The organism is Nostoc sp. (genome assembly GCF_035638895.1).
In the GTDB taxonomy this organism is placed as follows: domain Bacteria; phylum Cyanobacteriota; class Cyanobacteriia; order Cyanobacteriales; family Nostocaceae; genus Nostoc.
This window is the reverse complement of record NZ_DASQZC010000243.1, coordinates 1-13,257: the sequence shown is the minus strand read 5'-3', so window position 1 is coordinate 13,257 and position 13,257 is coordinate 1. Positions and strand designations below refer to the sequence as shown.

The following is a 13,257-nucleotide window of genomic DNA, read 5'->3' as shown; positions in this document are numbered from 1 at the left end:
TTTGGTATTAGCAGGTGCTGGTTCCCCAGAATATGAAACTGAAGTTAAATCTCTGCTTGTCTCTCATGGCATTCAAAACCGCACCCATTTTACAGGATTTGTTAAAGGAGAAATGAAAGATTTATTAATGCAAGGTGCAGACCTATTTACTCTCACCTCGTACTCCGAAAACTTTGGAATAGCAGTTATGGAAGCTTTAGCTGCTGGTGTTCCTGTTGTAGTAACTCCTGGTGTTGCTGTAGCTGATATGGTAGCGCAGGAGCACCTTGGCTATGTTGCAGAGTTTGAGGTAGCTGCGATCGCTTCTGCTATACAGCAGACTCTAAATCATCCGCAGGAGGCAAAGGAGATGGGCGATCGCGCACGTAAATTGATATTAGAAAATTATACTTGGGATAGTATAGCCTCAAAATTGGTTTCAGTTTATCAAGATATTGTAAGTAAAACGCATGAAAACCCCGTGTCTTTAGAGCGGGGAGCGTCAAGATAGTAGTACTAGACAGCTTTAGCGATCGCTTATAACCAACAAGTTCAGGCGCGAAACACCTTACGCCCTAAGCCTTAAAATTGATTTCACTAATAAATTTAAAACATGGCATTACTTATGATTTCATCTACTGACAAATACGAGTATTCTTATTCCGATAGTAAGCCAGGGCACCACCATAGCTATCTCATTAAACCTCTAATGGAGATGATATCTGAATCTATTGATCTTTTTGAACATAAGACAAAACTGCGGATCTTAGATATTGGTTGCTGTAATGGCAGTTTGAGCAACTTAATTGCACACCAAGGCTATGAAGTTGTTGGGGTTGAGGAATCTGAGTCAGGTATTAAATTAGCTAATCAGACTTTCCCCAACTGCCGCTTTATTGAAGGCACTATCTACAATCTACCCTATGCAGAACTAGGAGGAAAGTTTGATATTGTTATTGCTACTGAGGTAATTGAACATTTATTCGCTCCTAAAGAATTAGTTAGAAATGCCAAACAATGCCTCAATCCAAATGGCCGTTTAATTCTTACTACCCCTTATCATGGCTATCTCAAAAATCTTATGTTTGCTGTTTCCGGTAAAATGGATAAACACTTTACTACTCTCTGGGATGGAGGCCATATAAAGTTTTTTTCTGTAGCAACTATGACTGCTTTACTCGATACAGAAGATTATACAAACATCAAATTTAAGTTTGCAGGTAGATTTCCCTATCTTTGGAAGTCTATGTTGTGTTCTAGTACTTTAGTAGGGGATTCATCTGATCCTGATATATTTTAACTTAGGTGCTCGCATCCGCAAATAAAAAGTTTGGTATTGCTAAATTTAGGATGAAATTTAACACAATTTATAACGAATTTTCAATAGTATCAGCTGCTCATTAATCCCGCATTTATGCAATGCCAAAAATGTTTGTGCTATATGGTTGTAGAGATAAGAGTTAACTGTAAAATCCAGTGGTTATAATATCTAAATAATAATGAGTTCCAAAAATAAAAGTAGAATTGTCAATTTAGATTTAATAAGAGTTATTGCAATCCTAGCTGTGGTTTTGTACCATACCACGCAAATGGTTGCTGGCTCAAGCTTGATAACTATATTTATTGATCCAGGGCAGTATGGTGTTGACTTATTTTTTGTACTCAGTGGCTTTTTAATTGGCGGTTTGTATTGGTCTGAGAAAAATCAAAATGGACAGATAAATATGCCTAAATTTATAAAGAGGAGAATTCTAAGAACTGCACCGCCATATTTTTTTGCTCTCATTCTTTCATTTTTACCTGTATGGATATTAGAAGGTCAATCTTTTAACTTTGGTTATTTATTTTTTTTGCAAAACTATTATACAGAAATTCCATTCTTTTTGGTTAGTTGGTCATTGTGTGTAGAAATACACTTTTACTTACTACTTCCACTTTTTATAGCTATGATTCAAAGGTTAGGCTTTAAAGATTATTTACCTTTGATAATTGGGCTAACAGCATTTTTACCTATGTTGTTTAGATGTTTTATTGTGGATTATGATAATATTCAAAAATTTGGTTTTTATCTAACTGCCTCTCATTTTAGATTCGATGGACTTCTACTAGGAGTTTTGGCATCCTATTATTCAGCCTACAAGCCTATATATATCGAACATATCTCCAAGTTCAGTAGCTCTGTGTACCTATTAAATATAACTTTTATCCTTGCAATACCAATTATTCCTAAGTACTGGATGTACAAATTTGGGTTGACAATTTTAGCACTTCTATTTTGCCTATTAATCTCTGCTTTATCGCAGAGTAAGCCTTTAGCTTTATCTTCAAGGAGGTTAACAAAGCTTATTGCTCAGTCTTCATACAGTATTTATTTGACACATGCACTAATCATCCACATTTTTATTCGATTGTCAAAAATATTTAGACTAAATTCTTTTGTAACATGGTTATTAATGGTGATTGCTATCTTTATTTTTGGATATTTATTTTACGTAATCGTTGAGAAATTTTCGCTTGCAGTTAGAGATAAACTAGCTCCAAAAGTATAATAATATTAATTCACTATCACGCTAAGAAATGATTGAGGCATAACTAATCATTACGACCGAGCATAAGCTAGTACAGCATGGCGTTTCTTGCAGCACGTAAGTTTTAATTTTTTCTGTAGCAACAATGAATGCACTACTAGAATCAGAAAACTATACAGATATCAAGTTTAAATTTGCAGGTAGATTTTTCTACCTTTGGAAGTCTACGCTTTCTTCTAGTACCCTAGTTTAATAAAAATAATTTATTTAGATATTTTAACAAATGCTAGAAGAAATTACCCCTCTTATCCTTACCTACAACGAAGCTCCCAATATTAATCGCACTCTCCAGTGTCTCACATGGGCAAAGAAAATTATTGTCATTGACAGTTACAGCACAGATGAAACTTTAAAAATTTTGTATTCCTATCCTCAAATAAAAGTTTTTCAAAATAAGTTTGATTCCTTTGCTTCTCAGTGTAACTATGGATTAGGAAAAATTTCATCTGAATGGGTACTATCCCTAGATTCAGATTATGTTTTAACTGATGCACTCATTCATGAAATTAATGCATTAAAAGCTGAGACTGATACAAATAGCTACAGTGTTAGTTTTAAGTACTGTGTCTTTGGTAAGCCGCTGCGTGGCACTCTACTTCCACCCCGAACAGTTCTTTACAAGCAAGAAAAAGCGATTTACAAAGATGATGGACATGCCCATCGGGTTTGGGTAAATGGCAACTCAAAAATGCTTTCTGGTTATATTCACCACGACGATCGCAAACCTCTAAGTCGTTGGCTATGGGCACAGGATAGCTACATGGTGATAGAAGCCAAGAAATTGCTAGCAACTCCCACAAGTGAACTCAGCTTAGGCGATCGCATCCGTAAACAAAAAATTCTAGCTCCCTTAATCATCTTAATTTACTGCCTGATCTTGAAAGGTGGTATTCTAGACGGCTGGCATGGTTGGTACTATGCACTCCAGAGGGTGTTAGCAGAAATTTTACTAGCAATTCGCCTGATAGAAGCCGAAAAACTTCAAAATTAACCATTAAAATCTACTGAAACTTAATAATAATGAATATTCTCGGAATTAACGCTTACCACGGTGATGCTTCAGCTTGTCTTGTCCAAGATGGCCAACTAATTGCCGCAGTTGAAGAAGAGCGGTTTAATAGAGTTAAACATTGGGCTGGATTTCCCGCAGAATCTATTCGCTATTGCCTCAAAGTTGGTGGCATTAGTGCAGCCGATTTGGATCATGTAGCGGTATCCTTTAACCCCAAAGCCAACCTAAATCGCAAACTCCTCTTCACCCTCCAACAACGCCCTTCTTTATCATCACTTTTAGATCGGTTTAACAAACAAAGTAAATCTACGAGTCTTAAGCAACAGTTAGCAGAAGCTTTTTATTCTACACCTGAAGAGATTCGGGCTACAATCCATAACCTGGAACACCACACAACTCACTTAGCCAGCGCCTTCTTCATTTCCCCTTTTCAAAAAGCAGCTATCTTATCCGTTGATGGTATGGGAGACTTTGTAAGTACGCTGGCCGCTGCGGGTGAAGGTAACCATTTAGATTACTTTTCTCGTACTCATTACCCTCACTCCATCGGTTATCTTTACAATGCCATCACCCTTTATTTAGGCTTCCCCGCCTATGGAGATGAATATAAGGTAATGGGATTAGCACCTTATGGAGAACCAGAATATTTGGAAGCATTTCGACGAATTATTTATCCCAAAGGTGATAGTTTTGAGTTGAATCTAGATTACTTCACTCACCATGAACAAGGCATTGCCATGAAGTGGGAAAATGGAGCGCCCATTGTTGAACCTTTTCATAGCCCAGAACTCGAAAAATTATTGGGGTCGGCGCGACATTCCAAATCAGACGTTACCCAAAAGCATCAAAATATCGCAGCTTCTGTGCAAGCGGTGACGGAAGAAATCATTTTTCATTTGCTCAATCGATTGAGCGATCGCTGTAAGAGTGAGAATCTATGTTTGGCGGGTGGTGTCGCCATGAATTCCGTTGCTAATGGCAAAATTACTCAAAATACTCCCTTTAAAAATATCTATATTCCTGTGGGTGCTGCCGACAATGGTACATCTATTGGCGCAGCCTTCTTTATCTGGAATAATCTACTCAAACAACCACGTCAGTTTGTTTTAGATCATGCCTATTGGGGTTCAGAATTTTCTGATGAAGAATGCTTGTTAGCGTTCCAAGGTCATAATCTGCAACCTAAACATCTAGAAAGAGAAGTACTGCTACATCACGTTGTGGACGCCCTTTGTGAAGGTAAAGTAGTTGGTTGGTTCCAAGGCAGAATGGAATTTGCTGCTAGGGCTTTGGGTAACAGATCCCTCGTCGCCGATCCACGTCGTGCTGATATGCGGGATATTATCAACGTTAAAATCAAATTCCGGGAAAAGTTCCGTCCCTTTGCTCCCAGTATTCTTGAAGAACAGGTAGGCGAATACTTTGAGATTGATGAACCAGCACCATTCATGGAAAAAGTCTTTAAAATTCGCCCTGAAAAAAGAGAGCAAATTCCGGCTGTCACCCATGTTGATGGTACTGGACGTTTACAAAGCGTTAGTCGCAAAACCAATCCTCTTTATTGGGACTTAATTAATACCTTTGCTCAACGTACTGGTATTCCCATCGTTTTAAACACGTCCCTTAATGAAAATGAACCTATTGTCCGCACACCTACAGAAGCTATCCAGTGCTTCTTGAGAACTCACATGGATGCCCTGGTTTTGGGTTCTTATTATGTAGAACGCAAAGATATTAAATCAGAATCTAAGGTGTAAGGTGTAGCCCTGTCAAGGTGAAAAATAGCCGCAAGCACAGTAAACTCTTGAGGTAAGCTGTTGGACATTTAACTTGCATATTACATATAAGTAAAACTATTGTGGGGTAAGCATCTTGCCCGCCCTGGTTATGCAAATTAAAAGTACATTAGCTTAAACCAAGTGCAACAGCAGAGACAGAAATATGTAGCAGTAGGGAGTAGCGCGGAAGCTGTGTTGGCAACAGATGTATTTAGGGAAACTACTAGGTCAAGGAATAACAAAAAAGACGACAAAGACAAAAGAGGCTTGAAAAAGCTCTAATCTGATCAGCTTTAGTACCCTGAGTACTAAGTTTAAGGCAAGCGTGATATTTGGTACTTAATATTTCCTACCAATCTTTAAATTCTATTGGTATAGTTGAAGCAAGAATATACTAAGTTTATATTTTTGGCTTCCTCTCTTACGTACTGCGTTCTTAAAGGCAGCAACGCGATTTGGTGAGATCGGATTTTCTATCTTAATTAGCAGGGCTTATTCTCAATAAACAGAGGGCTAAGTTTCCTGTTTCCATCTTTTATAGGTAGCGATCGTTAAAAATTCAGGTAGCTTAATATTACCAATTTTTATTACCTCACAAAATCGCGTTGCTCCTTTTAAGAATAGATACTGAGCTTTTATCATAAGAGAATATCTAAATATGGATTTTTGTATATATTCTTGCTTGTGTTTCAACTACCTCACTTAAACTTTTTCAAGCCTTTGTACTGAGTTCAATTTAGTGTATCACCAAGTATTAAACACATAATGGAAAATTATACTTCTCAATTTTCAAATTCTAATCGCAGTAATAACTCTATTACTCCATTACCTCAAATTCAGCCTGTTCGGTGGGCTGAAGAACAAGAAGACGATTGGAACTTACAAGAATTTCTGAGTGTTTTACGGCGGCGATCGCTAATCTTGGCAGGTGTAACTATTGGTGTTTTTACAATTGTAGTTACGAACTTGGCGCTAAACCGAAAACCCCCAGAATATGAAGGCAGTTTTCAACTGTTGGTGGAACCTGTGAATGATGAAAGCAAAACTGTGGATGTTGTCAAAGACTTTAACTTACAAAAGTCTAATTTAGATTATGAAAGCCAAATTCAAGTTCTGAAGAGTCCAGAACTGATGAGAACAACCATTAAAAATTTGCAAGCCTCCTATCCAGAAATCGACTATTATTCTCTTCTCAAATCTCTAAAGATTAATCGGTTAGAAGAAACCAAGATTATAGAAGTTCGTTATCAAAGCCCCGATCCAAAGCAGACTCAAGTTGTACTAGAACGAATTGCAGATAACTACTTAGACTATAGTCAAATAAAGAGGCAAACCAAGTTACGTCAAGGGGTTCACTTTGTTGAAAAACAACTGCCATTTATACAAAATCGGGTTGATCAAATCCAAAAAGATTTGCAATATTTTCGACAAAAGCATAATTTTAATGATCCAGAAAGCCAAGATAGCCAAATTGGTTTACTAACTGTTGAGTTATCTCAACAAAAGCAAGTAATTGATCTACAATTAGCTCAAGCTCGTGCCAATTTTGCTATCTTACAAGGAGAAAATGGGGTAATAACAACGCTGAATAATTCTCCTTTGTATCAGCAGATGGTTTCTCAAATCCGCCAATTTGATGTTCAGATTGCTATAGAATCAACTCGTTTTCAAGACGATAATCCAATCATTCAAACATTGAAAGAAAAACGAGCTAATCTTTTACCTTTACTACGTCAAGAAGAAAAGCAATTATTAGCTGTAAAGTTTGCAGAAGTGGCGACGCAGCTTCAAGGGTTAGAAGTACAAAGCCAAGAAATTGCCAAAATGGAACAGAAAATTGCCCAAAAACGCAAGCAACTGCCAGTTTTAGCACGACAGTATATTGATTTACAGCGGAAATTACAAATTGCTAATGAGAGTTTAAATCGGTTTCTATCAACCCACGAAAATCTTCAAATTGAAATATCCCAATCAGCTCTTGGCTGGCAATTACTTCAAGCACCAACTACCACAGATATTCCTCTTGATGCTTTTTCTACCCAACGGAATTTGATGCTGGGATTAGTTGCAAGTATACTCTCAGGAATTGGTATTGTTTTGCTAATGGAAAAGCTAGATAATACCTATCATAATGTTGATGAACTGAAAAAAAGGCTCAAACAGCCATTTTTGGGAAATATTCCTTTTGGACAAGAAGTTGAAACGAAGGAAAACCATCCTTCTAACCAAAAGCTTTCCTTAGCCAAAATACAAAATTTTATTTCTGAGAAGATTACTAGTTCAAATATCCTACCACATAAACAAAATAGAGACTATTCTATAAATTTTATAGAAGCCTTACGGGTACTTTATACAAACATTCAACTGCTCAGTTCCGATCGCCCGGTTCGCTCTATAATTATCAGTTCAGCTATGCCTGGTGATGGAAAGTCTACGGTTGCCATCCATCTAGCTCAAATAGCTGCGACAATGGGACAACGAGTGCTACTTGTAGATGCTGATCTTCGTAAACCCGTAATTCACGAGCGAGTAAATTTAAATAATCTATGGGGATTAAGTAATTTAATTTCTACAAACTTGCCAGTGGAAGAAGTAATTCGACAGCTACCTTCCATGAGCAAATTATCTGTAATAACCGCTGGACCAATACCACCAGATCCCACAAAGTTGCTCTCATCTGAAAAGATGAAGCAATTAATGGCAGATTTCCATAACAGGTTTGACTTAGTAATTTATGATGCCCCTCCAATGCTCGGATTAGCTGATGCCAGCATCATAGCACCTCACACTGATGGGCTTTTGATGGTAGTCAGGATTCACAAAACAAATTCTTCAATGATCAAAATGGCTTTAGATAACCTGAAAATTGCCCGGTTGAATATATTAGGCATAGTTAGCAACGGTAGAAAAAATAGCTTTAATAGCTCCAATAGTTATTATGAATAAAACATGAAGCCAGCAGTCGGATTTGAGCCGACGACCTTCAACTATTCATAACTGTTCAGGATATTGAGCCGAGATAGAGATAAGGGACTTCCAAAAAAGAAAATCCCCAATCAATAAGAATGATAATCATTGTACAAAGCGGGGAGTCCGGGATTCCGACGGCATCCTTAACTCCCCTTTCTCTAGTAAATTCAATGATGTAAGGTTCAAGTTTTTGGATATCTCAGAGTGTCGATTAAATTAACTGACTCGTTCTCAAGTCTGGTTAAAGAAACAGCAACTCAATTGAAGGGTGCAGTAAAACGGCGTTTTATCTTCTCTAACTGTAATCGGATTGACAACTGCTGGTTTAAAAAGAATTAGGGTGGGATAAAAGACTATCCGTAAAGGAGTTATACCAATTTTTTATGAAGATGCACAGAATAAAACGCTTGAAACTCCATGCCAGACAACAAACTTATTCTATGCAGCCTCACATAAATTTGGTATTAAAGAATTTACTAGCGGTATTATTTCTCTAGGCGTTTCATTTCATATAATTGTGATTCTGAAAACAACAATCCTCTAGCTTTAACCAGAGAGTAACCAATTGCAGCTCAAATAACTTTTAATTTCCAAACTCAAGCGAAAATAAAAATCAGCCTACTTTCAACCAGCCAAAAATCTGCTCGACGGTCAAACCCAGCGTTAAAAATTCAGGAATCGGAAGAGTATCGTTACCAGTCAACTCCACAGGTTCTTGTCTAGGAATAAATACCAAAATTATTCGGTCTTCAGGGTCAATTAACCATCCCAACTTAGTACCATGCTTGAGACAGTGCAAAATATTACTAATAACTTTATTAGCTTTCTAGTCGGGTGAAAGAATTTCTATCGTCCAATCAGGATAAATTTTAAAGGCATTGGGTACTTCACCATCTGCATCAAAAGGAATTCGCTGCCAAAGAAACACGCTAGATTAGAAATCGCGGCTACACAAACGTAGGCGTTCACGTAGCGTCTTGTAGAGAAGCCTTCCCGTTGGCGCAGCCTCTCGAAGAGAAGGGTAGTCCGCGTAGGCGGACTCAAAAATTTGAAACCCACGGAGGTGCGTTTTGTTTGTATAGCCGCGAATTCCATTGTCTAACTTTTAACTTTTATTCAGAGCATATCTTAATTGCTTAAGTAGCTTCCCAACTTCTAAAAATTGTGGATCTTTTGCAAGCTTTTGCAGCACTTCAGGACTGCTTTCCATCACAATATTGTTGTAAGCAGTAATAGCATTATTGAGCTGATTGATATCTACATTTGGTGTTTCTCCCTTCTGAGATATCACTAAATCTGGCGTTAATCCTTTAGTGCTACCAACTAGCTGCACTGGTTGTAATATTCCTATAGGAGCACATAATGCAGTTGCTGATTTATTTCCAGCTAGACCCAATAAAGCATTTACCAGCGATTTTACAGATGATGATGAGACCCCTAAACTTGCTATAGAAACCTGTAGCTGATTAGCTGCTGCTTCTGCATTCGACCCACCCAATAAGATAACTATAATGTTGCAATATGGGCTATTTGTAGCCGAAGTTTGACTGAGTATATTAGCAACAGTTGCATTCACTCTATTCTGAACTTCTATTGGTATATTAAGGCGACCATTACCATTAAATTCCACATTAACCCCAGGTGCAGGTTCAACAGGTGGCTGTGCATTTACTGGGTTAAAATTACCCCCAGATGAGGAAGAAGAATCTTCACTACCGCCTGTGATGCTAGTTTTACCAGCATTTGCTCTCATCGGCGCACCAACTAGATAAGTGCAAAAGGTGAATGTTAGAGCAAAAGTGAGAACAAACCGTTGTTTCTTCATTGTTTTTATTGTTTATTAAATTTCAAAATCACTCAGCATTTAAAACCTAAAACTGTACCCTGCACTCAACGCAAAACCTAAGCCAGTATCAAAATTACTAGTAACATCTGTGAAAATAGTATTGATGACTATAGGGGTGTTGTTGAAGGGAGCAAAAGATGCGCCCATATTGAGACGGTTTCCAGTCCAGCTACTTACTAAAGATACTTGAGGTATCACTCTCAAACCTAAACTACCAAAAACATTCACAGAATTATCATCTGCTTCTATTGCACCTTTAGAACGAAAAACACCACTACCAAGACCTACCGAAATAGTTAAGGGTAACTTGTTATTAAGATTATCTGGTTGCAGGGCAAATGACTTAGTAACTACTCCATAGATAGTATCTTTAGCGTTGGTAACATCTCCCCACTTAATAGGATTTGACCAACCCACAGCTACAGATGTACCATCACCCAAATATCTGTGTAGCTTAAAACCTACACCGCCACTATCACCAAAATCAAAACTATCACCACCGCCTACACTAGTAATATTGACATTAACTTCCAATCCTACAGATTTAGCCGCATTTCCTAAACCAAAACCAACAGACAAAGAACCATCTACCCTATCTCTATCGTCATCTAAAGGGAAAATTAAACCACCACCAATATAGGCTTGGCCAAAACTTGCACCATAGGCAGAAGGAGTACCCGCAGTTGAACCAGGGGCGGCTTTTGGCGGTTCACCTAGCGTCACGATAGGATCAATTAAAAGTTCTTGGCGTAATTTATTAGTCTCGCCAAAAGTATCGCCCAAAATTTCTGAAGAGTCTGTTTGTACAAAAAGCTGAGGTTGTTTTTGCTTCAATGTATAAGAGGATGTATCGGTATCAAAAGTTCCAGACTTAACATTAGCAGTAAAACCATCACGAATCCTTGCAGTCTCTAATTCAGCAACAATATTACTTTTTTTAGATGCCGAAAACCTTTGCTGCAAGCTGATATTCGGCTGTAAATTAAGCTCAGACATAAAAGATGCTTGCAGACTTTGAGACGTACTCAACTGAACTTCTTGGTTTTCAGAAACAATATTATCCGCAGCAAGTGACGATTTGCTAAAAATACCTGTCAATAGTAAAAGAAAAGCTATCAAGATTGTCCCTAAATTCCACGAAGCATAGTTAACAGTAATAGCTTTGTAGGTATTACTACTTTTGACCATTTTTTGTATTTTATCCATCAAAATATTCCTTTTGTAAAATTGTTTCCGAAAATACACCAGTAATTTATACGCAAAATCTCTAATTTAAAATAGTAATATTACGTAAATCTATGCAATTAAGCCAGTAGAGGAGCAAAGGGCAGGATATAAAATTAGGATTTATATCATATCCGCTTGATTACTTACTAAATCCGAATAACTCTACACCACAAAAGCTACGCTTTATCTCCTCGCTTACGGAGCTACGGTGTATACACAAGTTTTTGGTTTACTGATTTAAGGTTTATCATGCAGATACCTCACTTTGGTTTTGCTACACAAAACCTGCTCCTCTCTTTAGTAAGCCTATGGTGTAGACACAAGTCTTATAGAGTTGCCCCCCAGGATTTTAATCCCCCCAACTCCCCTTAAAAAACTATCCATTACCCATATTTTTCTTTACAATCTTGAAACGCTTGTCAAAGACTGGCGATGCTGAGATCAACAATATCTGCGGTATCGATCATCACTAGATTATCTGGAAGGGATTTTATTCTTCGGTGGCTTCGGTTTCAAACTGCACTTGTCTGTACAAATCAGCTATCGCTATTTCCACATCCACCGATTCTAGCCGCAATATATCGCCCAAATTATACTCCGACAGCACCCATTTCCCTTGTTCGTTGCGCCGAAACACTTCCACACCCGGTTGAGCTACTTGTACTAAGACATATTCTTGCAAGGTTGAAGATTGGCGATATTTGGCAAACTTTTTCCCCCTATCGGCTGCTTCAGTTGAAGGTGATAGCACTTCGATAATTAAGCAGGGAAACTGTAGCAATTGTGGATCGTCATCGCGTTCATCGCAAGTCACCACCACATCTGGATAAAAATACTTTTGCCCCGGTTCTACCTGCACCTTTACATCTACAATATATACTTCACAGGTGCGTAGGCGTAGCCCGTCGTAGACATCGGCTAGAGCATCATCTAAAAGCTTTGAGAAATTGAGAGAAATCCGATTATGGTTGCGCGTACCACCGCTCATCATCACAACTTCACCATCCCAATACTCGTAGCGTTCCTCTTGGGTGGGTTCCCAAACCAAATATTCTTCTGCACTCATCAAAATGTTGTCGGGTAAAGCAACCATCAGCGCGATCTCTCAATGATTCACTTTTTTAGAATAGCGAAAAGAAAAGGTTCTTTTTATTGCTACCTTGATCAAGCACTAATGCTCTAGTATTTTATCTGGTAGCTGCTTAATGCGATCGCCTCCTAGACTTTTCGCAATAATTCCCGAATACAGCACTTCCAGCAGCTATGAGGTACATCCTCAAAGCTGAAAGCTATGATAGGAAAGGGGCAAGAGGAAAACTGTATTGCATAATAGCCGGAAGCGCTGTAATGATCGCACAATCACCAAAAGTTAAAGGTGAAATTGTCACATCCTCTGCAAGTATACTCTCACTGTGATATCCGTCTGGACTAGGGAGACGATACATATACAACTTGCGTCCATTGACATCTAAAATCCAGTACTCAATAATACCTGACTTAGCATAAGCGTTCGCCCTTGGCGTTGGCGAAGCCATCGCTTTGACTTCTCGATCATATTTGAGACTGGAATCAGCTATTTCAATCAGTAAAAACACTTCGGAAGCATCGGGATGGTGATCCTCATAATCTAATGGATTCAGCTTCACCACTGAAATATCTGGCTCCGGTTCCGAGTAATCGTCAAGTTACACTGGTGACTGGATTCTTAATAAAACTTGGTTCTTCAGTACATAGTATGCTTAACTAATAGTTCAAATGCCAATTTAACAAGCATCTAATTCGGAAATTGTCAAAGTTTCTAAATCCATAGCCGGAACGTTTAATTAGCTTAAGTTTGTTATTAATGCCTTCCACAAC

At 38.1% G+C, this 13,257-nt stretch carries 11 protein-coding genes and 1 pseudogene; 6 read left to right on the top strand and 6 right to left on the bottom strand.

The features are described from left to right. From VE944_RS11720 to VE944_RS11695, 6 genes are all read left to right on the top strand, one after another. On the top strand, window positions 1-490 hold a 490-nt coding region (locus VE944_RS11720), incomplete at its 5' end, for a glycosyltransferase (RefSeq protein ID WP_324976936.1). Window positions 491-592: 102 nt separating this feature from the next. Further along, the gene (locus VE944_RS11715; protein WP_324976933.1) at window positions 593-1,279 is read left to right on the top strand and encodes a class I SAM-dependent methyltransferase; all 687 of its coding nucleotides are present in this window, start codon (window positions 593-595) and stop codon (window positions 1,277-1,279) included. Between the two features lie 199 nt (window positions 1,280-1,478). Further along, window positions 1,479-2,528 carry an acyltransferase family protein gene (locus VE944_RS11710; RefSeq protein ID WP_324976929.1) on the top strand — a complete coding sequence of 350 codons (1,050 nt, stop codon included), beginning with the start codon at window positions 1,479-1,481 and terminating at the stop codon, window positions 2,526-2,528. 262 nt (window positions 2,529-2,790) lie between these two features. Further along, a complete protein-coding gene (locus tag VE944_RS11705) occupies window positions 2,791-3,558 on the top strand; it encodes a glycosyltransferase family 2 protein (protein WP_324976926.1) in 768 nt (255 codons plus the stop codon). 29 nt (window positions 3,559-3,587) lie between these two features. After that, window positions 3,588-5,336 (top strand): carbamoyltransferase family protein, encoded by a 1,749-nt coding sequence (locus tag VE944_RS11700; protein ID WP_324976923.1) that lies wholly within the window; start codon window positions 3,588-3,590, stop codon window positions 5,334-5,336. A 786-nt stretch (window positions 5,337-6,122) separates the two neighbouring features. After that, window positions 6,123-8,303 (top strand): GumC family protein, encoded by a 2,181-nt coding sequence (locus VE944_RS11695; protein WP_324976919.1) that lies wholly within the window; start codon window positions 6,123-6,125, stop codon window positions 8,301-8,303. A gap of 637 nt (window positions 8,304-8,940) precedes the next feature. Here the strand turns inward: VE944_RS11695 and VE944_RS11690 are convergent. The 6 genes and pseudogenes from VE944_RS11690 to VE944_RS11665 all read right to left on the bottom strand — a co-directional run. Beyond that, a complete protein-coding gene (locus VE944_RS11690; protein WP_324976916.1) occupies window positions 8,941-9,126 on the bottom strand; it encodes a Uma2 family endonuclease in 186 nt (61 codons plus the stop codon). 306 nt (window positions 9,127-9,432) lie between these two features. Beyond that, complete coding sequence (locus VE944_RS11685) at window positions 9,433-10,152, bottom strand: hypothetical protein (protein WP_324976913.1); 720 nt, start codon at window positions 10,150-10,152, stop codon at window positions 9,433-9,435. Between the two features lie 39 nt (window positions 10,153-10,191). Continuing rightward, a complete protein-coding gene (locus VE944_RS11680) occupies window positions 10,192-11,379 on the bottom strand; it encodes a hypothetical protein (protein ID WP_324976910.1) in 1,188 nt (395 codons plus the stop codon). A gap of 511 nt (window positions 11,380-11,890) precedes the next feature. Beyond that, the gene (locus VE944_RS11675; protein WP_324976906.1) at window positions 11,891-12,493 is read right to left on the bottom strand and encodes a Uma2 family endonuclease; all 603 of its coding nucleotides are present in this window, start codon (window positions 12,491-12,493) and stop codon (window positions 11,891-11,893) included. Window positions 12,494-12,689: 196 nt separating this feature from the next. Continuing rightward, window positions 12,690-13,067 (bottom strand): annotated as a pseudogene (locus tag VE944_RS11670) (Uma2 family endonuclease); the annotation flags it as partial. 76 nt (window positions 13,068-13,143) lie between these two features. Next, window positions 13,144-13,257 (bottom strand): transposase (locus VE944_RS11665; protein WP_324976939.1); only part of this gene is annotated, 114 nt, incomplete at its 5' end.